Genomic DNA, 21,193 nt, shown 5'->3' with positions numbered 1-21,193 from the left:
GGTCGACGTCGAGCTGGTCCGACGCCGGGCCGGTCGGCGACACGTGCGTCCGGATAGTGGACGTCAGGTGTCACTCCCTGGACACCGGAGTAGGGTCGCCTGCATGTCTCGTAGCCTTCGTCTCGCAGTGATCCCCGGTGACGGCATCGGCCAGGAAGTGGTGGCCGAAGGCCTCAAGGTCCTCAGCGCCGCCCTCCCCGCGGACGTCAAGGTGGAGGCCACCGAGTACGACCTCGGTGCCCGCCGCTACAACCGCACCGGGGAGACCCTCCCGGACAGCGTGCTGGAGGAGCTCAAGGGCTTCGACGCGATCCTGCTCGGCGCCATCGGCGACCCGAGCGTCCCCTCCGGCGTGCTGGAGCGCGGGCTGCTGCTCAAGCTGCGCTTCGCCTTCGACCACCACATCAACCTCCGCCCGGGCAAGCTGTTCCCCGGCGTGAAGTCCCCGCTGGCCGGCGAGCCCGCCATCGACTTCGTGGTCATCCGCGAGGGCACCGAGGGCCCGTACGTCGGCAACGGCGGCACGCTGCGCACCGGCACCGAGCACGAGGTCGCCACCGAGGTCAGCCTCAACACCGCGTACGGCATCGAGCGCGTGGTCCGCGACGCCTACCGCCGCGCCGCCGCCCGTCCGCGCAGGAAGCTGACCCTGGTCCACAAGAACAACGTGCTGGTGCACGCCGGTCACCTGTGGTCGCGGATCTTCGCCCAGGTCGGCCAGGAGTTCCCCGAGGTCACCACCGACTACCTGCACGTCGACGCCGCGACGATCTTCTTCGTCACCCAGCCCGAGCGCTTCGACGTGATCGTCACCGACAACCTCTTCGGCGACATCCTCACCGACCTGGCCGCCGCCGTCACCGGTGGCATCGGCCTGGCGGCGAGCGGCAACATCAACCCGACCGGCGAGTTCCCGTCGATGTTCGAGCCGGTCCACGGCTCGGCCCCCGACATCGCCGGCCAGGCCAAGGCCGACCCGACCGCCACCGTGCTGTCGGTCGCCATGCTGCTGGAGCACCTCGGCTTCGCCGCCGAGGCCGCCAAGGTCGAGGCCGCCGTGGCCGCCGACCTGGCCGAGCGCTCCGGTGCCCGCTCCACCTCGCAGGTCGGCGACGCGATCGTCGCCCGAGTATCCGGCTGACGGGCCGGAGTACCTCCCAGCTCCCGGGCGACGTCCGATTCGGACGGCACCCGGGCCAGCTGTTCGGCACGGCCCTCTAGATGCGACCATCAACAGTGGGCCGTGCCGTCGTGTGTTCGATCAGTCCGAAGCACCGACGGGCAGGGCCCGGACCAACCCCACGGTGAAGGACAGACAGCCATGAGCACGCCCACCCAGGCGCCCATCACGTTCGACCTCAAGCCCTCCGCCCACCCGCTGGCCGACGCGGAGCGAACGGCGAGGCTGGCCAACCCCGGCTTCGGTCGGGTCTTCACCGACCACATGGTCACCATCCGCTGGACCGAGGGCCGGGGCTGGCACGACGCGCAGCTGACCCCGTACGCGCCGCTGGAGATCGACCCGGCGAACATGACCCTGCACTACGGCCAGTCGATCTTCGAGGGCCTCAAGGCGTACCGGCAGGCCGACGGCTCCATCGCGACCTTCCGCCCGACCGCCAACGCCGAGCGCTTCCAGGCCTCCGCCCGCCGGCTGGCGATGCCCGAGCTGCCCGTCGAGACCTTCGTCGAGGCCGTCGAACTGCTCGTCCAGCAGGACCAGGCGTGGGTCCCCAGCGAGCCCGAGCAGAGCCTGTACCTGCGGCCGTTCATGTTCGCCACCGAGGTCGGCCTGGGTGTCCGCCCCGCCAACGAGTACCTCTTCATGATCATCGCCTCGCCGGCCGGCGCCTACTTCCCCGGCGGCGTCAAGCCGGTCTCGGTCTGGCTCTCCGAGGAGTACGTCCGCGCGGCTCCCGGCGGCACCGGCACCGCGAAGTGCGCCGGCAACTACGCCGCCTCGCTGATCGCCCAGGCCCAGGCCGCCGAGAAGGGCTGCGACCAGGTCGTCTGGCTCGACGCCGCCGAGCACCGGTGGATCGAGGAGATGGGCGGGATGAACCTGTACTTCGTCTTCGGCGAGGGTGCGGACGCGAAGATCGTCACCCCCGAGCTGTCGGGCGCCCTCCTCCCGGGCATCACCCGCGACTCGCTGCTCGCGATGGCCGCCGATCTCGGCTACGCCGTCGAGGAGCGCCGGATCTCCACCGACGAGTGGAAGCAGGGCAACGCCGACGGCACCCTCACCGAGGTCTTCGCCTGCGGCACCGCCGCCGTCATCACCCCGGTCGGTTCGGTCAGGTCGGCCCGAGCCGACTGGGCGGTCGGCGCCGGCGAGCCCGGCCCGATCACGCTGGAGCTGCGCCGTGCGCTGCTGGCGGTCCAGGGCGGCCAGGCCCCCGACACCCACGGCTGGCTGCACAGGATCGTCTGATCCGGCACCCCCGGGTGCCCCGCCGCGGCGGGGCACCCGGCGCGGGCCACGCCCGTCCCGGATGGCGAGACGCCGCACCCGTATCGCGGATGCTGTGCCAGACTGCGAACGTGTCCTCGCTCGCGCTCATTATTAGCAGCAGGCGCGCCGGTCCGCAGTGACCGCTCCGCAGTACCCTCTCGCGGAGCCCTCATGGCGTCCAGACCCGCGCGCAGACCTCTCGCACCCGCGAGGGGTCTTTTGTTTTGCCCCGCAGGCCCACCTCCAGCCCGCGGAGCAGGACCCGGACCGGCCGGAGCCCCCACCACGGGCTGTCCGGGCCTCCGGGTGGTGCGCGGGCATGCTTGGACAGTGGAGTCATACATCCGGCTACAGCAGTCCCCCTCCCGCCCCGTTCCGGGCGGGAGGGGACCAGCCCGAACGGAGAGACCAGGGCCATGACCGAGGCCAGCAGCCAACCCAACGACAGCTTCCACGTCTTCGACACCACCCTGCGCGACGGCGCGCAGCGCGAGGGGATCAACCTCACGGTGGCCGACAAGCTGAACATTGCCCGGTACCTGGACGAGTTCGGCGTCGGCTTCATCGAGGGCGGCTGGCCCGGCGCCAACCCCCGGGACACCGAGTTCTTCGCCCGCGCCGCCGCCGAGCTGGACCTGCGGAACGCGCAGCTGGTCGCCTTCGGCGCCACCCGCCGGGCCGGCGGCAAGGCCGCCGACGACCCCCAGCTGGCCGCCCTCGTCAACTCGGGCGCCCCGGTGGTCACCCTGGTCGCCAAGGCGCACGACCGCCACGTCGAGCTGGCCCTTCGCACCACGCTGGACGAGAACCTGGAGATGATCCGGGACAGCGTCACGTTCCTTCGCTCGCAGGGCCGTCGGGTGTTCATCGACTGCGAGCACTTCTTCGACGGCTACAAGGCGAACCGCGAGTACGCCCTCGCCGTGGTCCGGACCGCGCACGAGGCCGGCACCGACGTGGTGGTGCTCTGCGACACCAACGGCGGGATGCTGCCGGCGGGCGTGCACGAGGTGGTCGCCGACGTGATCGCCTCCACCGGTGCCCGGATCGGCATGCACGCCCAGGACGACACCGGCTGCGCGGTGGCCAACTCGCTGGCCGCGGTGGACGCCGGAGCGACCCACGTGCAGTGCACCGCCAACGGCTACGGCGAGCGGGTCGGCAACGCCAACCTCTTCCCGGTGGTGGCCGCCCTGGAGATCAAGTACGGCATGCGGGTGCTGCCGGAGGGCCGGCTGGCCGAGATGACCCGGATCTCGCACGCCATCGCCGAGGTGGTGAACCTGACCCCGTCCACCCACCAGCCGTACGTCGGCGTCTCGGCGTTCGCGCACAAGGCCGGGCTGCACGCCTCGGCGATCAAGGTGGATCCGGACCTCTACCAGCACATCGACCCCGAGCAGGTCGGCAACACCATGCGGATGCTCGTCTCCGACATGGCCGGCCGGGCCTCGGTCGAACTCAAGGGCAAGGAGCTGGGCTACGACCTCTCCGCCGACCGGGACCTGGTCGGCCGGGTGGTCGCCAAGGTCAAGGAGCAGGAGAACCTCGGCTTCACCTACGAGGCCGCCGACGCCTCCTTCGAACTGCTGCTGCGCGACGAGGTGCGCGGCGGTCCGGAGCGGTTCTTCACGGTGGAGTCCTGGCGGACCATCAGCGAGCAGCTGCCGGACGGCAACGCCGGCAACGAGGCGACCGTGAAGCTCTGGGCCAAGGGTGAGCGCCGGGTCGCGACCGGCGAGGGCAACGGTCCGGTGGACGCGCTGGACCGGGCGCTGCGTACGGCGCTCGAGGGGATCTACCCGCAGCTCGCCAAGATGGAGCTGGTGGACTACAAGGTGCGCATCCTGGAGGGCCAGCACGGGACGGGCTCCAAGACCCGGGTGCTGATCGAGTCCACCGACGGGACCGCGTCCTGGTCGACGGTCGGGGTCGCGGACAACGTGATCGCCTCGTCCTGGCGCGCACTGGAGGACGCCTACACCTTCGGCCTGATCCGCGCGGGACTCGACCCGCAGGACTGACCACCGGAGCGCGTCGGACGACGGCGCGTCAGCGAGCGGCCCACGGACCGGATCGGTCCGTGGGCCGTGCTGCTTCCTCCCGCGCCGGTACGGGGCGGTGGGGGAACGCCCGGGTGCGGCCGGCTCAGCGGAGTCGGGCGAGGAGGGCGTGTTCGACGAGGGTGATGAGGGCGCTTTTGGCGCTGTCGCGTCGGCGGGCGTCGAGGGCGATGACGGGGGTGTCGGGGCCCAGTTGGAGTGCTTCGCGGACTTCGTCGGGGGTGTGGGGCTGGTGTCCTTCGAAGCCGTTGAGTGCGACGACGAAGGGCAGTCCGCTGTTCTCGAAGTAGTCGAGGGCGGGGAAGCAGTCGGCGAGGCGGCGGGTGTCGACGAGGACGACGGCGCCGATGGCGCCGCGGACGAGGTCGTCCCACATGAACCAGAAGCGGTCCTGGCCGGGGGTGCCGAAGAGGTAGAGGATGAGGTCTTCGTCGAGGGTGATTCGGCCGAAGTCCATGGCGACGGTGGTGGTCGTCTTGCCGGCGGTGTGGGTGAGGTCGTCGATGCCGGCGCTGGCGCTGGTCATGACGGCTTCGGTGCGCAGGGGGTTGATCTCGGAGACGGCGCCGACGAGGGTCGTCTTGCCGACGCCGAAGCCGCCCGCGACCACGATCTTCGCGGAGGTGGTGGCGCGGGTCGCGGGGGCCGCGTTAGAGGTTGCGAAGTCCACTGAGGACCCTTTCGAGCAGCGTGACGTCGGGCTGGTTTCCGGATTCGCCGCCGGAAGCGGGCTGGTGGATGGCCACGAGGCCGGCCTCCGCGAGGTCGGCCACCAGAATGCGGGCCACCCCCAGGGGCAGTGAGAGCAGGGCGGACACCTCGGCGACCGACTTGACCTCGGTGCACAGGGCGCAGATCCGCTGGTGCTCGGGGAGCAGGGTGGCCATGCGCTGCGGGTCGACGCTCGCGGAGACCAGTGCTTCCAGGGCGAGTTCGTAGCGGGGCCGGGTGCGGCCGCCGGTCATCGCGAACGGACGGATCAGCGGACCGGAGTCCTCGTCGTCCTCGTAGTCCTCGTACTCCTCCACCCGGCCGGGCTCCTCGGGCGCGGGGTAGGCGCCGGGGTGCTGCTCGAACGGTGGCTGCTGGCCGTACTGCGGCCGGGCGCCGTACTCCTGGCCGTACTGCGGCTGCTGCTGCTCGTACTGATCCTGCTGGTACGGCTGTTGCTGGTAGGACGGCTGGCCGTACTGCGGCCGGGTGCCGTACTCCTGGCCGGACTGCTGCTGCCGGCGGCCGTACTGCTGACCGTGGCCGACGCCAGGGGCTCCGAAGGCGTCGTGGCCTGTGCCTGGGTACGGAACGCCGTACTGGCCGCTATGGTCGTCGGGCGTGTTCACGGATCCTCTCCTCACAAGGTGCGGCGGTGCGTTGCGAGCCCCGGACGAGTCCGGGACCGGTGGTGCGAAGGCCGTACAACGTCCGAACCCGAGCCCGCGAAGCGCGGGCCCGGGACGGGCGCAGAGGTGCTTCGAATACCAGGACGGTATCCGACGGTCCGTCAGTGCAGGAGACTGCCCTGGAGTTCGGCGCGCAGTGCGGGGGTGAGTACGGTGCCGGCGCGGTCGACGAGGAGGGCCATCTCGTATCCGACGAGGCCGATGTCGGAGTCGGGGGAGGCGAGGACGGCGAGGGAGGAGCCGTCGCTGACGGCCATGAGGAAGAGGAATCCCCGTTCCATCTCGACGACGGTCTGGTTGACCTCCCCGCCCTCGAAGATGCGCGAGGCGCCGGAGGTCAGGGAGGTGAGGCCGGACGCGACGGCGGCGAGCTGGTCGGCGCGGTCGCGGGGAAAGCCTTCGGACATGGCGAGCAGGAGCCCGTCGGCGGAGACCACCACTGTGTGGGACACCCCGGGGGTGTTGTCCACGAAATTGGTGATCAGCCAGTTCAGGTTCTGTGCGGCCTGGCTCATCTGACTCAACTCAACGCTCCTGGTGGTTCGAGCCGCCGAAGAGATCGGTGCTGCGGTTCTGCGGTCCGTCGCCGGACCTGTCGGTCTGTTCGGGGTCGATCCGGAAGCTTCCGGTGTTCCCGGATCCGCTGCTGGCGCTGCGGCCCTGCTCCACGCCGCGGCGCAGGTTGGTGAGCCGCCCGCGGACCTCCTCGGGGGTCCGCGAGACCTGCGGGCCGTCCTGCGGGGTCGGCTTGGCGTTGCCGGCGACCAGGTTCTGCTTGGGCACCCGGCGCGGCAGCCCGGAGGGCGTCACGCCGCCCGCGGCCGGCTCGCGAAGCTGCTCGGCCCGCTGCCAGTCGCCGTCGTTGGGCGACTGCCAGCCCGGGGAGCCCTGCGGCTGGGCGGTGGGGCCGGTCGGCCCGTACCCGCCGAGCGCCGACACCTCGTGACCGCGCGGCTCGGGGACGGCGGCCGTCTCCTTGGCACCGGTGAACCAGTTGGGCTTGTCGCCCGGCTCCTGCTCGCCGATGGCCCGGGCGCCGAGGCCGGGGGCCCCGCCGCCGGCCAGCTGCTGGCCCGGACGGCGCTGCGGCAGCCCGGAGGACAGCGTCGGGGAGTCCCCGCCCGGCGGCAGTGCGGCGGGCTGCTCCGGCGGGTACGGGTGGCCCGAGGGGGCCTCCTCGCGCACCGGCAGGCCGTTGCCGCGGTACGAGTCGTCCGCGTACTCGGAGTACTGCTCCCGGCCGTACTGGTCGCCCTGGTAGCCGTCGTAGCCGGTCTCGGCGTACTGCTGGCCGACGTACCGGCCGTCGTCGTACCCGCCGTACTGGGCGTCGGAGTACTGGGTGTCGCCGTACGGGGCCTCGGCGTACTGCCCGTCGGTGTACTGCCCGCCCTCCCCGAAGCCGCCCTCGCCGAAGGTCTGCCCGCCCTGCAGCGGACGACCGTACGGGTCCTGCTCGTAGCCCTGGTCGCCCTGGTAGGGCTCCGGCGCGTACGGCGAGGCGGGCGCGGCCTGGTCCTGCTGCCGGTACTCGTCGTCGGGGCCGGCCCCGTAGGGGGTCTCCTCGATCTCGGCGTCCAGCAGTTCGGCGGAACCGGGGCCGGCCTCCAGCGCGGCACGGCGCTGCTGGTCGAGCCGCTGCGAGCGCTGGACGGCCTCCAGGGCCGGGCTGAAGCCGCTGGCGCCGCTGGAGCCGGTCAGGTGGTCGTCGAAGCCCAGTTCGGCGGCGCTGCGGGCGGGGCCCTGGAGCCCCGGGGCCCACTCGTCCTGGTCCGACTCCTGCTCGGCGAAGATCCGGGAGACGGTGAACTGCTCCTCCGGCTCCGCCGGGGCGTTCATCTCGGTCAGGTGGTGCGGCAGCATCACCAGCGAGGTGGTGCCGGCCGACTCGCCGGAGGGCCGCAGCTGGACCCGGACGTCGTGCCGCTGGGAGAGCCGGCCGACCACGAACAGGCCCATCCGGCGGGAGATGGTGGCGTCGACCGTGGGCGGCTCGGCCAGCTTCTCGTTGATCTCGGCGAAGTCCTCGGCGGTGAGGCCGATGCCCTTGTCGTGGATCTCGACCAGCACCCGGCCGTCCGGCAGGCGGGTGGCGTTGACCAGCACCCGGGTCTGCGGGCTGGAGAACGTGGTGGCGTTCTCCAGCAGCTCGGCGAGCAGGTGGACGAGGTCGGTCACGGCGGCGCCGATGACCTCGGCCTCGGGGATGCCGGCCAGCTCCACGCGCTCGTACTGCTCCACCTCGGAGGAGGCGGCGCGCAGCACGTCGACCAGCGGCACCGGGGTGTTCCAGCGGCGGCCGGCCTCCTCGCCCGCGAGGACGAGCAGGTTCTCACCGTTGCGGCGCATACGGGTCGCGAGGTGGTCCAGCTTGAAGAGGTTCTCCAGCTGGTCCGGGTCGGCCTCGTTGTTCTCCAGGTCCGTGATCAGCGCCAGCTGGCGCTGGATGAGGCCCTGGCTGCGGCGCGACAGGTTGGTGAAGATCGCGTTGACGTTCCCTCGCAGCAGTGCCTGCTCGGCGGCCAGCGAGACCGCCTGCCGGTGGACCTGGTCGAAGGCGCGGGCGACCTCGCCGATCTCGTCCTTGCCGTGCAGCGGGATCGGGGAGACGGAGGTGTCCACCCGGTCCGGGTCGGTCTTGGAGAGCCGCTCGACCAGCTCGGGAAGGCGGTGGTTGGCGATCTCCAGCGCGGCGCTGTTCAGGGTGCGCATGCCGAGGATCATCGAGCGGGCGATGAAGCCGGTCAGCAGACCGGCCAGCGCGAGCGCGGCGAGCACGATGATCGAGTTCAGCCAGGCGTCGGTGTTGGCGCGCGACTTCAGGTTCGCGGCGTCGGCGACGACCTCGTCCAGCAGGGTGTTCTCGGTGGCGCGCAGGCTCGCCATGTGGGTGGTGGTGGCCTGGTTCCAGTTCTGCGGGGTGAGGCCCGCGTCCACCGCCTCCTTGATCGCGGCGTCGGCGGCGGCCCGGCCCCGGCTCTGGCCCTCGGCGGCGGCCTGGCTGTAGCTCATGCCGATGGCGAGCAGACCGGGCACGGTCGGCGCGCTGCCGTTGGGCATCCGCAGGGCGGCCCGCTGCTCGGCGTTGGCCTGGGCGACCAGCGCGTCGGCGTAGACCTTGGCGTCCTCGGGGGCGCTGCCGGTGTTGAACTCGGCGATCGAGACCTGCTCGAGCTTGGCGGAGACCAGCAGCTGCTGGATCAGCTCGTTGTTCTCGTACCGGGTCGTGGAGTTGGCCTGGATGCCGACCAGCAGGTGCAGCATCAGCGCGCGCTGGGTGGAGGCGGAGGCCTTGCCCAGCGAGATGGCGTAGATCGCGCGGCCCTTGCTGGTGACGCTGGAGCTGCCGAAGCCGACCGAGTTGTCGTACGCCATCAGCGGCGCGATCAGCGCCGAGTACGCGGCCTGGGTCGCGGTGGCGAACAGCTCGGGCTTGTAGGCGTTGTCGCGCAGGTGCGGCAGCGACACGGCGAGGCTCTGGAAGGCCTCGTTGCGGTGTGCCAGCAGGGCGTCGTCGGCGATCTTCGCGTACGCGGCCTGGTAGTCCTTGAGCGCGGCGTCGGTCAGCGCGCGGAGCTTGGGAACGGTCCCGTTGGGGTCCTGGTGGATCAGCAGCGGGGTCAGCGACTGGTCGCGCTCGTTCTCCAGCGCGTCGGCCAGCTTGGTGGCCGCACGAGCCAGCTCGGCGGTGCGCACCGCGCGGTCGGCCTTGCCGTAGTCGTCGATCGACGTGTTGACGCGCAGACCGCCGAAGACCAGGCCGATGATGACCGGGATCAGCAGGATCGCGACCAGGCGGGTGGGCACGCGCCAGTTGCGCGGGGCGAGGAACTCGTACCGTCCGCTCGACGCCTTGGGGCTCTCGGGCTCCGGCTCGGGCTTCGGCGCCGCTCTGCGCTCGGACGCACCCGTGGCGCTCGCGCCCGGTGCCGCAGGCCCGCTCGCGCCGACCGCGGGCCGCTCCTCGGCCGGGGTGAACGCGGAGAACCCGGTGGGTTCTGCGGCGGTACCGTTCGGCTCGCTCTGGCGGGGCTCGGAGCGCCGCTGCGGGGTGACTGGCTGCTTACGCCTCACTCGACAACAACCTCTCGGCCGACTGGCGGCCATGGATCAATCCAGCGCTACCCCTGGCAGCAGCCCGCTGGCTGGGTGGAACTGCCGTAACCGACTTCGGGGTAGCTGGAATTTCAGCACGTGCAGGGATGTGGGACAAACAGGTCCAAGTGATCACCTGACGCCGCCCAGATCGGACATTTGACATCATCCCCGTACGAACTGCCCTGTTGCTGGCGCTGAGTGACGTTGATCGGCTACTGCACGTCATTGTCGATCACCAAATGCCTACCGAACCGTTATCCACTGCTTATACCGCGTGCGCAGCAGCCCGCCCGCCCGCCGGCAGGGGCGGACGGGCGGGCCTGTGGTCAGCGGAGTCGGGCGAGGAGGGCGTGTTCGACGAGGGTGATGAGGGCGCTTTTGGCGCTGTCGCGTCGGCGGGCGTCGAGGGCGATGACGGGGGTGTCGGGGCCCAGTTGGAGTGCTTCGCGGACTTCGTCGGGGGTGTGGGGCTGGTGTCCTTCGAAGCCGTTGAGTGCGACGACGAAGGGCAGTCCGCTGTTCTCGAAGTAGTCGAGGGCGGGGAAGCAGTCGGCGAGGCGGCGGGTGTCGACGAGGACGACGGCGCCGATGGCGCCGCGGACGAGGTCGTCCCACATGAACCAGAAGCGGTCCTGGCCGGGGGTGCCGAAGAGGTAGAGGATGAGGTCTTCGTCGAGGGTGATTCGGCCGAAGTCCATGGCGACGGTGGTGGTCGTCTTGCCGGCGGTGTGGGTGAGGTCGTCGATGCCGGCGCTGGCGCTGGTCATGACGGCTTCGGTGCGCAGGGGGTTGATCTCGGAGACGGCGCCGACGAGGGTCGTCTTGCCGACGCCGAAGCCGCCCGCGACCACGATCTTCGCGGAGGTGGTGGCGCGGGTCGCGGGGGCCGCGTTAGAGCTTGCGAAGTCCACTGAGGACCCTTTCGAGCAGCGTGACGTCGGGCGTTCCGCCCGACTCGCCCGCGGCGGCGGGCTGGTGGATGGCGACAAGGCCGGCCTCGGCGAGGTCGGCAACGAGGATACGGGCCACCCCCAGCGGCACACCGGCGAGTGCGGAGATCTCCGCGACGGACTTGACCTCGCGGCAGAGCCCGACGATCCGCTGGTGCTCGGGCAGGAGCCCGCCCGTGCGCTCGGCGGCCGGCGTGGTCGAGATCAGCGCCTCGATCGCGAGCTGGTACCGCGGCCGGGTGCGGCCGCCGGTCATCGCGTACGGACGGACCAGTGGCTGCTGCTCGTAGCCGTCGGACTGCTGGCCACCGTAGCCGCTGCCGTACCCGGAGCCGTACGAGCCGGCGGGTGTCGGGGGCGGGGTCATCTGGGTCCTCCTTGCGCTGCAGCCGTCCGCAGCCGGTTCCAGCCGGGGAGGTACCCGGCTGAGGCGATGTCAGCGGCCGAAGGGACCGGCCGCTGACTGAGGGTGGGGCGCCGGGCCCGGTCGGGCCCGGCGTGGAGGTGGGTGAGGTGGATCGGGTGCCCGTCGGTCCGGTGCACGGGGGTGGGGGACGCTCCGTGCGCCTGGTCAGTGCAGGAGACTGCCCTGGAGTTCGGCGCGCAGTGCGGGGGTGAGTACGGTGCCGGCGCGGTCGACGAGGAGGGCCATCTCGTATCCGACGAGGCCGATGTCGGAGTCGGGGGAGGCGAGGACGGCGAGGGAGGAGCCGTCGCTGACGGCCATGAGGAAGAGGAATCCCCGTTCCATCTCGACGACGGTCTGGTTGACCTCCCCGCCCTCGAAGATGCGCGAGGCGCCGGAGGTCAGGGAGGTGAGGCCGGACGCGACGGCGGCGAGCTGGTCGGCGCGGTCGCGGGGGAAGCCTTCGGACATGGCGAGCAGGAGCCCGTCGGCGGAGACCACCACTGTGTGGGACACCCCAGGGGTGTTGTCCACGAAATTGGTGATCAGCCAGTTCAGGTTCTGTGCGGCCTGGCTCATCTGACTCAACTCAACGCTCCTGGTGGTCTGCGCCGTTGCCGAAGCTCACGTTGCGGCCGGCCTCGTTGCCGTCCCCCCGAGATCCGAAACTATCGAATCCGGCCTGCTGAGCACCATGGCCCGGGGATGCAGGGTTGCCCTGACCGCCACTCTGCTCGACCCCGGCCCGGCGGCCCTGCTGGATGCCGCGGCGCAGGTTGGTGAGCCGGCCGCGGACCTCCTCGGGGGCGCGTGAGACCTGCGGGCCGGTCAGCGGAGCCTGCTCCGCCGTGCCGGAGACCAGATTGGCCTGCGGGGTGCGCCGCGGCAGACCCGACATCGTGATGCCGTCGGTCGAGGGCTCGCGGAGCTGCTCGGCACGGCGCCAGCGCTCGTCGTTCGCGGACGGCCGCCACGGGGCGTCGCCCTGGCCGGGCTGGCCCTGCGGCTGACCCTGACCCTGGCCCTGGGGACGGCCCTGCGGCTGGCCCTGCGGCTGACCCTGACCCTGGGGACGGCCCTGCGGCTGACCCTGACCCTGACCCTGACCCTGGGGACGGCCCTGCGGCTGACCCTGACCCTGACCCTGGGGACGGCCCTGCGGCTGACCCTGGCTCTGGTAGGGCGACTGGCTCTGCCCCTCGGGCCGGCCGTCGAAGCCGGGTGCGCTGGTGCCGGGCCGCCGGGGCTGGTACGACGCCCGGGCGCCGGCCTGCTGGTCGGCGACGGAGCGGCCGTCCTCGCGGAACCAGCGGGAGTCGGCCTGCTCCGCCGCGGGAGCCGCGGCGCGCTCCTGGGCGCCCGCACCGGAGGGTGCGGTCGGCAGGGCCATCGGCTCGGGCCGGTACTGCTCCTGGCGGACGGGCTCCTGGCGCACCGCCTCCGGACGGGCCGGGTTCGGCACGCTCGGCAGCACCGGCTCGACCAGACCGAGGCCGAGCGGGTCGCGCGGGTCGATCTCGCTGGCCTCGAAGCGCGGCCGGGCGAACTGCGCGGTGGTCTCCGCCTGCGAGGGCTCGGCCGGCGCGTGCGCGGCCTGGGCCCCCTGCGGCAGCGGACGCTGCGGCAGGGCCTGCCCCGCGTCGGGGTTCTGTCCGCCGGGCCGCTGCTGCGGCTGGCGGCGGGCGGGACCGTCCTGCGGGGCGTCCGGGCGGCCGCCGCGGGTGGGCTGGTCGGCCCGGCCGTGCTGCGACTGCTCGGACGGCCGTCCGGCCTGCTCCGGGAACTCCGCGCCGGGGCGCGGGCGCTCCTGGCCCGGACGCCGGCCGGCCGGCGCCCCGCCCTGCTCGGGCTGCTGCCCGCGACGGGGCAGTGCCTGGCCGGGACGGCCGGGGCCGCCCTGCGGAGCGGGTGCCTGACGGCCGGAGCCGCTCGACTGGGCGAACATGTTCGGGCCGCCCTGGGAGGAGCCCGCCTGCGGGTTCTCCCGAAGCGACTGACCGGCCTGACGCGTCGGCAGACCGTTGCCGGGGCCGCCGGGACGGCCGCCGGGGCCACCCTGGCCGAGCTGCGGACGGCTGCCGGGGGCGCCGCCGGGAGCTCCGCCGCCGGGGCCCTGGGGGAGCGCGGCGGCCGGGCCCTGGCCGGGCACCTGGCGCTGCTGGCGAGCGGTCGGACCGACGCCGCGCGGCTGCTTGCCGGGGCCGCCGGGACGACCGCCGCGGCGGTCGGCGGAGTTGGTGACGTCCACCGGGAGCATGACGAGTGCGGTGGTGCCGCCGGAGTCGCTGGGACGCAGCTGGATCCGGATGCCGTGCCGCAGGGAGAGCCGGCCGACCACGAACAGGCCCATCCGGCGGGAGACCGAGACGTCCACCACCGGAGGGTTGGCGAGGCGCTCGTTGATGTCCGCGAGGTCGTCGGGGCTGAGGCCGATGCCGGTGTCGTGGATCTCGATCAGCACCCGGCCGTCCGGCAGGGCGTGACCGGTGACCCGCACGCGGGTCTGCGGGCTGGAGAACGAGGTGGCGTTCTCCAGCAGCTCGGCGAGCAGGTGGACGAGGTCGTTGACGACCCGGCCGGCGACCTCGGCCGACGGCACGGAGGCCAGCTCGATGCGCTCGTACTGCTCCACCTCGGAGGCGGCGGCGCGCAGCACGTCGACCAGCGGGACGGGCCTGGTCCAGCGACGGCCCGGGTCCTCGCCCGCGAGGACGAGGAGGTTCTCGCCGTTACGGCGCATACGGGTCGCGAGGTGGTCGAGCTTGAAGAGGCTGGCGAGCTGGTCGGGGTCCGCCTCGCGGCTCTCCAGCTCGGAGATCAGCGACAGCTGGCGCTGGATGAGGCCCTGGCTGCGGCGCGACAGGTTGGTGAACATCGCGTTGATGTTGCCTCGCAGGAGGGCCTGCTCGGCGGCGAGGCGGACGGCCTCGCTGTGCACCATGTCGAACGCGTGCGCCACGTGGCCGATCTCGTCGGTCGAGTCGACGCCGACCGGCTCGACGGTGATGTCGACGTCGTGCGGGTCGCTCTCGGAGAGCGTCTTGACCAGCTCGGGCAGACGCCGCTCGGCGACGTCCTCGGCGGCGGTCTGCAGACGGGTCAGCGAGCGCACCATCGAGCGGGCGATCATCGCGGCACCGGCGATGGCGACGAGCAGCACGAGCGCGACCAGGCCACCGGTGATCAGGGCCTCGGTGTCGGCGGCGGACTGCAGCTGCTGGGCCTTGCCGTCGAGGTTCTCGATCAGCCGGCTCTCGATCCGGCGCTGCTGGGTGATCTTCGCGCTGGCGGCCTCGTACCAGTCCTTGTAGCTGCGGGCCTCGCTCTGCCGGATGCCGCTCTGCTGGAGGATCGAGTGCGAGTAGCGGTCGGCGTCGGCGATCAGCGGGTTGAAGCTCAGCTGCGCGCGCTGGGCGTCCAGGTCGTGCGCGGTGTAGATGCTGTTGAAGTTGCCGATGGCGTTGTCGTACGCGCCGCGCAGCCGGATACCGAAGGACTCGTCGCTCAGGCTCAGGTCCGGGCCGGCGGGGTTGGCCAGGGCGGCGCTGATCAGCGCGCGCTGCTGCGAGGTGATGTCCTTCGCCAGCGAGAACTGCTGGAGGGCGCGGGTCGCGCGGACCAGGTCGCTGTTGTTGGACGCGAGCGCGATGTCCTGGGTGATCGAGAGCAGGTCCTTGATGATCACGTCGTAGGACGTGATCGTGGCCTGGATGTTCTGGTTGTTCGTGTAGGCGTCGCGGCGAGCCTCGGCGACCGAGTTGATGTCACGCCGGACCTGCAGGAGCAGGGCCTTGCCGCCGGAGAGTTCCAGGTTCTCGAACTTGTCGGCGGAGGCGGTGAAGATCTTGCTCAGGTCGTCGGTGTTCTTGCGCGAGGCGTTGACCTCGTCGTCCGCCTGACCCCCGCGGGTCCGCGGGCCGGCGCTGATGTCGCGCTCGGTCTGCAGGGCGTCGGCGAGGTTGGTCGCCTTCTTGGCCAGGTCGCTCAGGTTGGCCATCTGGGACAGCTGCTGGGAGGCCTGCATGGCGGTCTGGATGCGCAGGCCGCCGAAGACCAGTGCCACGAGCACCGGCAGGAGCAGCAGCGCGATCAGACGGGTCCGGATGCGCCAGTTGCGCATCGCGAGCCGGCTCATACCGGTGGCCCGGCGCCTGGTCAGGGTGGAGCGGAGCTTGGCCCGCTTGGAGGCCCGTTCGTCCTGCTCGATGGTGTCGGCAGCGCCCGGTTCGGTCTGGCCGCCGGCTGCCCGGTCTCCCGGACCGCCCTGGGGCACTGCCTGGTGGGGGGCTGCTGCGGGCTCTTGCGACTCGGGGTCGCCCGCGGCGCCGCTACCCCTTTTGAAACGTCCCTGCACTGGCGTCGCAACCTCTGGACCGGGCGTCCCGCCGCGTTGCCGCGGCCTGGGACGGTGTCGAGTTTCCATCCGCACCCCGGCCGGTCCGGGAGAGCGGGTCTACCGGGGTGGACGGGTCCTTTCCCACGGTCCGTGGCATTCCAGCACAGCGGGGGAAGTCCAACAAGGGGCGCTGTGGTGGTTCACCGGGTACTACCCAGTGCTCGCAACGGTTCACTTACTGTGCGGTAACAGGACCGGAATACCGCCTTTTTCGGACACTCGCCGGATACATGCCAAGCCGACCACAGATCAACAAGAGTCGCTTGGCTGCCTGTTTGCCCGATATAGGAAATATGTCGCAATATTCCAATGCGGCGATTTTGGCCGATCCGGGGGAATTGCTCGGCAATTTGTGAGCAAAATCACAGGTCAATGTGTAGCTTTGGTCACGGCGACTGTGGAAAGAGATCCTTAATCTGGCTCTGTCGGCAGCGGGGCCCGATCTCCCTGTCCGCCGTTCGGTGTCCGTTCCGCGTGGTCGCCCTGCCGAGCGGCTCCGGACGGTGCCGACGTTCCGCTCGTCCACTGCTTGCCCAGGAAGCCCCCGGTCGATGCCTCCGGGCCGGCCCTTACCCCGAGGTGTGTCGCAATGCCCCAGCCGGCGAACAACGCCAACCAGTCCACGCTCGTCGCCCGCTCGACGGCGAACCCGCGCCGGACCACGCTGGCCTCCGTCCAGGACTTCACCCGGCTGCCGGGTGCGCGCAAGCCCGAGGACATCGCCACCTACGGCACCGACCTGCCGGCCAGCACGGCCAATCCGCGCCGCACGGTCCTGATGGTCGCCCCCGTCGTGGCGGCCCCGGGGGTCTGACGCAGTCGACGGCGCGCGAGCGCCGGCCGCACGCCCCATCGGGCGCGCATCGGGAGCACCCGTACGCCCCGGAGGGCGTCGCCACCGCGGACGACGCGGCGGCGGCGCCCTCCGGCGGCTTCCGGGCCGACCGGTGGTTCTCGCGGTCCACCGCCGGCCGACGGACCGTGAGGTGCCCGCATAAGGGGCAAAGCGGGCACCGGGGGGCTCACGCGATAGCCTGGGGGCGATTGAGCGGGGCCGCGTCAGGTCGAGCGGCCCGCCAGCGCCCGGGCGCGCCCCGGGCGGCCGACGAAGCGAGGGGTAGCCCAGCCGTGCGCATTGCCAGGTTTTCCGTCCGGGAAGGGAGTCCTGCCGCCGGCAGCGTCTCCTTCGGCGTGGTCGAGGGCGACACCTCCCAACCCGACTCCCTGGTCGTCCACGCCCTGGCCGGACACCCCTTCGGCCCGCCTCAGCTGACCGGTGAGAGCTACCGCATGCAGGACGTGCGACTGCTCACCCCGATGCTGCCGAACAAGATCGTCGCGGTCGGACGCAACTACGCGGCGCACGCGGCCGAGCTCGGCCACGAGGTCCCCGACGTCCCGCTGACCTTCTTCAAGCCCTCCACCTCGGTGATCGGTCCGACCGAGAACATCGCGTACCCGCCGTTCTCCTCGGACGTCCAGCACGAGGCCGAACTCGCCGTGGTGATCGGGCGGATGTGCCGGGAGGTGCCGCTGGAGCGGGTGCCCGAGGTGATCCTCGGCTACACCTGCGCCAACGACGTGACCGCCCGGGACGTGCAGCAGCGCGAGGGCCAGTGGGCCCGGGCCAAGGGCTTCGACACCTCCTGCCCGCTCGGCCCGTGGATCGAGACCGAGCTCGACCCGGCGGACCTGGCGGTCACCTGCACCGTCAACGGCGAGCTCCGGCAGGCCGGCCGGACCTCCCTGATGGTCCGCTCGATCGCCGAGCTGATCGTCCACATCTCCGAGGCCATGACCCTGCTCCCGGGCGACGTCATCCTCACGGGCACCCCCGCGGGGGTCGGCCCCATCAACGTCGGCGACGAGGTCGCCGTCTCCATCGAAGGCATCGGCACTCTCGCCAATAAGGTGATCAAGCGTGGCTAACGCATCCGCGGATCCGGACCCGACCGTCCGGGTCCGCTTCTGTCCGTCCCCGACCGGCAACCCGCACGTCGGCCTGGTCCGCACCGCCCTGTTCAACTGGGCCTTCGCCCGCCACCACGGCGGCACGCTGGTCTTCCGTATCGAGGACACCGACGCGGCCCGCGACTCCGAGGACTCCTACGACCAGCTGCTCGACGCGATGCGCTGGCTCGGCTTCGACTGGGACGAGGGCCCCGAGGTCGGCGGCCCGCACGAGCCGTACCGGCAGTCGCAGCGGATGGACGTCTACGCGGACGTCGCCCGCCGCCTGCACGAGGCCGGCCACGCCTACGAGTGCTTCTGCAGCACCGAGGAGCTGGACGCCCGCCGCGAGGCGGCCCGCGCCGCCGGCAAGCCCTCCGGCTACGACGGCCACTGCCGCGAGCTGACGGCCGACCAGGTCGCGGTCTACCGCCAGGAGGGGCGCCTGCCCATCCTGCGCTTCCGGATGCCCGACAGCACCGTCGTCTTCGAGGACCTGGTCCGCGGCACGCTCAGCTTCGAGCCCGAGAACGTCCCGGACTACGGCATCGTCCGGGCCAACGGCGCGCCGCTCTACACCCTGGTCAACCCGGTGGACGACGCCCTGATGGGCATCACGCACGTGCTGCGCGGCGAGGACCTGCTCTCCTCCACCCCGCGTCAGGTCGCGCTGTACGCGGCGCTGGCCGGGATCGGCGTCGGCGACGGCTCCACCCCGCGCTTCGGGCACCTGCCGTACGTGATGGGCGAGGGCAACAAGAAGCTCTCCAAGCGCGACCCGCAGGCCTCGCTCAACCTCTATCGCGAGCGCGGCTTCCTGCCCGAGGGCCTGCTCAACTACCTTGCCCTGCTGGGCTGGTCGCTCTCCGCGGACGACGACCACTTCTCGATGGACGAGCTGGTGGCGGCCTTCGACATCGCGAAGGTGAACGCCAACCCGGCGCGTTTCGACCTGAAGAAGTGCGAGGCGATCAACGCCCGCCACCTGCGCGAACTGGCCCCGGACGAGTTCGTCCGCCGGCTGGTCCCGTACCTGCAGGCCCCCGGCCTGCTGCCGGCCGAGCCGAGCGCCGAGCAGCTCGACCTGCTGGCGAAGGTGGCGCCGCTGACCCAGGAGCGGATGGTCGTCCTCAGCGAGATCGTCACCATGGCGGGCTTCCTCTTCGTGGCGCCGGCGGACTTCGCGGTGGACCCGGAGGACGCCGCCAAGGTCCTCGGCCAGGACGCCCGTCCGGTGCTGGAGGCCAGCATCAAGGCACTGGAGGCGCTCGAGGACTTCACCCCCGAGCCGATCCAGGCCGCTCTGCGGGAGGCCCTGGTGGACGGCCTGGGCATCAAGCCCAAGTTCGCCTTCACGCCGCTGCGGGTGGCCGTCACCGGCCGCCGGATCTCGCCGCCGCTCTTCGAGTCGATGGAGCTGCTCGGCCGCGCCGAGACGCTGCGCCGGCTGACGGCGGCCCTGGAGGCCGTCCCGGCGGCCTGAGTCGCCCCACGACGGGTTGCGGGCCTGGTCAGAGGACCGGGCCCGCAGCCCGCCCGCGCGGCCTGCGGTTATCGATTTTGGAGCGGCGCCCGGCATCGGGTAATGTTCTTTCTGCGCCGCCCGGAAGGGAACGGCGAGGGACCAGAAACCTCGTCAGGACCACACCGCGGGCGCAACGCCGAGCAAGACCCCGTAGGGGTTGAACTCAGGTGGGGTATGGTGTAATTGGCAGCACGAGTGATTCTGGTTCATTTAGTCTAGGTTCGAGTCCTGGTACCCCAGCGCAGTACAGGTGTCACCCAGCAGTACAAGCCCCCGTTGTGTAGCGGCCTAGCACGCTGCCCTCTCACGGCAGTAGCGCCGGTTCGAATCCGGTCGGGGGTACCGGAGTCGTGAGACTCCTGCGAGAAATGCCCCCGTTGTGTAGCGGCCTAGCACGCTGCCCTCTCACGGCAGTAGCGCCGGTTCGAATCCGGTCGGGGGTACCAGATCCTTACCACTGTCACCATCCGGACGATGTGAAACCCCGGAGGCGGCGAAGTCGGGATCACCAAGTTTGCCCCCGTTGTGTAGCGGCCTAGCACGCTGCCCTCTCACGGCAGTAGCGCCGGTTCGAATCCGGTCGGGGGTACCAGAGCAGTAAGCCGGTGGGCAAGCCCATCGGCTGAATGCTTTGTTGGGGTATGGTGTAATTGGCAGCACGAGTGATTCTGGTTCATTTAGTCTAGGTTCGAGTCCTGGTACCCCAGCCAGAAGTACGGAAATTCGAGAACCCCGGTGACCACCGGGGTTCTTGTGCATTCGCCGGTATTTCGCGGGGCTGTTCGGTCGCCCCGTTCTCGGCGGGCGGTTCCCCGGAGCGCCCGTCGACCGCTCTCCACCCGATGGCTTTCCGCTCGGGTGATCCCGCCGGCAGTCCGTCCGGCCGCCGCCGGACCGTCCGGCCGTCCGTTTCGATCCGCGTCCGTCCGCGGTCCGTTCCCGCAGGCCGTCCCCACCGGCCGTCCCCGCCGGCCGTCCCCGCGCACGAAGAGGTCCCGCCCGGTGTGCCGGGCGGGACCGTTCTGCGGAGGGCGGAGGGCGGACGGGGGTGTTCAGCTACGGCGCAGGGCCTCGGTGAGCCGGTTGGCGGCCTCGATGATGGCCTGGGCGTGCATGCGCCCCGGGTGCCGGGTGAGGCGCTCGATGGGACCGGAGACCGAGACGGCGGCCACCACGCGGTTGGAGGGGCCCCGCACGGGCGCCGAGACGGAGGCCACGCCCGGCTCGCGCTCGCCGATCGACTGGGCCCAGCCGCGGCGCCGGACGCCGCTCAGCGCGGTGGCGGTGAACCGGGCCCCCTGCAGGCCCCGGTGGAGGCGCTCGGGCTCCTCCCACGCCAGCAGGACCTGCGCGGCGGAGCCGGCCTTCATCGGCAGGGTGCTGCCGACCGGGACGGTGTCCCGCAGGCCGGAGAGTCGCTCGGCGGCGGCGACGCAGATCCGCATCTCGCCCTGCCGGCGGTAGAGCTGTGCGCTCTCGCCGGTGACGTCGCGCAGGTGGGTCAGGACCGGGCCCGCGGTGGCGAGCAGCCGGTCCTCGCCCGCCGCGGCGGAGAGTTCGGAGAGTCGGGGGCCGAGGATGAAACGGCCCTGCATGTCCCTGGTGACCAGGCGGTGGTGTTCGAGTGCGACGGCGAGTCGGTGGGCGGTGGGCCGCGCCAAGCCGGTGGCGGCGACCAGCCCCGCCAACGTGGCGGGGCCCGACTCCAGTGCGCTCAGCACCAGAGCGGCCTTGTCGAGAACGCCGACGCCGCTAGAGTTGTCCATGCCCTGATACTGCAGTCTCATTCCGCGAGACGCAAGTTCAATCTTCCAGGAAAAGCGCCACTCTTGAGGAAGCAGCCCGGAAGACGCCCCCTGTGGCCGCCGACAACAGCGGCGCGCCCGGGGGACCGAGAACCGGTGTGCAGGTCGCCCGAGACGAGCCTGACCAGGGCGACGACAGGCAGTG

General features: G+C 71.6%; 15 protein-coding genes and 5 tRNA genes. 11 read left to right on the top strand and 9 right to left on the bottom strand.

The genetic code is table 11. The features are described 5' to 3' along the window. The first annotated feature begins 103 nt into the window (after positions 1-103). The 3 genes from OG823_RS11780 (at position 104) to cimA (ending at position 4,479) form a co-directional block, all read left to right on the top strand. Positions 104-1,141 (top strand): 3-isopropylmalate dehydrogenase, encoded by a 1,038-nt coding sequence (locus OG823_RS11780; RefSeq protein ID WP_371479427.1) that lies wholly within the window; start codon positions 104-106, stop codon positions 1,139-1,141. A 180-nt stretch (positions 1,142-1,321) separates the two neighbouring features. After that, complete coding sequence (locus OG823_RS11775) at positions 1,322-2,434, top strand: branched-chain amino acid aminotransferase (protein WP_371479426.1); 1,113 nt, start codon at positions 1,322-1,324, stop codon at positions 2,432-2,434. A gap of 437 nt (positions 2,435-2,871) precedes the next feature. Beyond that, positions 2,872-4,479: a citramalate synthase gene (gene cimA, locus OG823_RS11770; protein WP_371479425.1), complete on the top strand. Its 1,608-nt coding sequence runs from the start codon at positions 2,872-2,874 to the stop codon at positions 4,477-4,479. Positions 4,480-4,603: 124 nt separating this feature from the next. Here cimA and OG823_RS11765 read toward each other — a convergent pair whose 3' ends face one another. The 8 genes from OG823_RS11765 to OG823_RS11730 all read right to left on the bottom strand — a co-directional run bounded on the left by OG823_RS11765 (position 4,604) and on the right by OG823_RS11730 (position 15,645). Continuing rightward, positions 4,604-5,188: an ATP/GTP-binding protein gene (locus tag OG823_RS11765; protein WP_371479424.1), complete on the bottom strand. Its 585-nt coding sequence runs from the start codon at positions 5,186-5,188 to the stop codon at positions 4,604-4,606. Next, positions 5,169-5,858: a DUF742 domain-containing protein gene (locus tag OG823_RS11760; RefSeq protein ID WP_371479423.1), complete on the bottom strand. Its 690-nt coding sequence runs from the start codon at positions 5,856-5,858 to the stop codon at positions 5,169-5,171. The genes OG823_RS11765 and OG823_RS11760 overlap by 20 nt, the downstream gene beginning before the upstream one ends. 161 nt (positions 5,859-6,019) lie before the next feature. Continuing rightward, a complete protein-coding gene (locus OG823_RS11755) occupies positions 6,020-6,433 on the bottom strand; it encodes a roadblock/LC7 domain-containing protein (RefSeq protein WP_073926031.1) in 414 nt (137 codons plus the stop codon). 10 nt (positions 6,434-6,443) lie between these two features. Beyond that, positions 6,444-9,992 (bottom strand): nitrate- and nitrite sensing domain-containing protein, encoded by a 3,549-nt coding sequence (locus OG823_RS11750; protein WP_371479422.1) that lies wholly within the window; start codon positions 9,990-9,992, stop codon positions 6,444-6,446. Positions 9,993-10,342: 350 nt separating this feature from the next. After that, positions 10,343-10,927 carry an ATP/GTP-binding protein gene (locus tag OG823_RS11745; RefSeq protein WP_371479421.1) on the bottom strand — a complete coding sequence of 195 codons (585 nt, stop codon included), beginning with the start codon at positions 10,925-10,927 and terminating at the stop codon, positions 10,343-10,345. Continuing rightward, the gene (locus OG823_RS11740) at positions 10,908-11,333 is read right to left on the bottom strand and encodes a DUF742 domain-containing protein (protein ID WP_371479419.1); all 426 of its coding nucleotides are present in this window, start codon (positions 11,331-11,333) and stop codon (positions 10,908-10,910) included. The genes OG823_RS11745 and OG823_RS11740 overlap by 20 nt, the downstream gene beginning before the upstream one ends. A gap of 204 nt (positions 11,334-11,537) precedes the next feature. Next, the gene (locus OG823_RS11735; RefSeq protein WP_073926031.1) at positions 11,538-11,951 is read right to left on the bottom strand and encodes a roadblock/LC7 domain-containing protein; all 414 of its coding nucleotides are present in this window, start codon (positions 11,949-11,951) and stop codon (positions 11,538-11,540) included. A gap of 10 nt (positions 11,952-11,961) precedes the next feature. Beyond that, the gene (locus tag OG823_RS11730; protein WP_371479418.1) at positions 11,962-15,645 is read right to left on the bottom strand and encodes a nitrate- and nitrite sensing domain-containing protein; all 3,684 of its coding nucleotides are present in this window, start codon (positions 15,643-15,645) and stop codon (positions 11,962-11,964) included. A gap of 712 nt (positions 15,646-16,357) precedes the next feature. Here OG823_RS11730 and OG823_RS11725 point away from each other — a divergent pair. From OG823_RS11725 to OG823_RS11690, 8 genes are all read left to right on the top strand, one after another. Then, a complete protein-coding gene (locus OG823_RS11725) occupies positions 16,358-16,582 on the top strand; it encodes a hypothetical protein (RefSeq protein ID WP_371479417.1) in 225 nt (74 codons plus the stop codon). Positions 16,583-16,896: 314 nt separating this feature from the next. Continuing rightward, the gene (locus tag OG823_RS11720) at positions 16,897-17,697 is read left to right on the top strand and encodes a fumarylacetoacetate hydrolase family protein (protein ID WP_371479416.1); all 801 of its coding nucleotides are present in this window, start codon (positions 16,897-16,899) and stop codon (positions 17,695-17,697) included. After that, entirely contained in the window at positions 17,690-19,201 is a 1,512-nt protein-coding gene (gene gltX / locus OG823_RS11715; protein WP_371479415.1) for a glutamate--tRNA ligase, read from the top strand. The genes OG823_RS11720 and gltX overlap by 8 nt, the downstream gene beginning before the upstream one ends. A 210-nt stretch (positions 19,202-19,411) precedes the next feature. Further along, positions 19,412-19,483 (top strand) — tRNA-Gln (locus OG823_RS11710). 29 nt (positions 19,484-19,512) lie between these two features. Next, a tRNA-Glu gene (locus OG823_RS11705) sits at positions 19,513-19,585 on the top strand. 28 nt (positions 19,586-19,613) lie between these two features. Beyond that, positions 19,614-19,689: transfer RNA gene (locus OG823_RS11700), tRNA-Glu, on the top strand. A 70-nt stretch (positions 19,690-19,759) separates the two neighbouring features. Continuing rightward, a tRNA-Glu gene (locus OG823_RS11695) sits at positions 19,760-19,835 on the top strand. Between the two features lie 43 nt (positions 19,836-19,878). Further along, positions 19,879-19,953, top strand: a tRNA-Gln gene (locus tag OG823_RS11690). A gap of 342 nt (positions 19,954-20,295) precedes the next feature. Here OG823_RS11690 and ndgR read toward each other — a convergent pair. After that, entirely contained in the window at positions 20,296-21,009 is a 714-nt protein-coding gene (gene ndgR, locus OG823_RS11685) for an IclR family transcriptional regulator NdgR (RefSeq protein WP_266320902.1), read from the bottom strand. Positions 21,010-21,193: the final 184 nt, after the last annotated feature.

The sequence above is a fragment of the Kitasatospora sp. NBC_00315 genome, assembly GCF_041435095.1.
Taxonomy (GTDB): domain Bacteria; phylum Actinomycetota; class Actinomycetes; order Streptomycetales; family Streptomycetaceae; genus Kitasatospora.
This window is presented reverse-complemented; position numbering and strand designations above follow the sequence as displayed.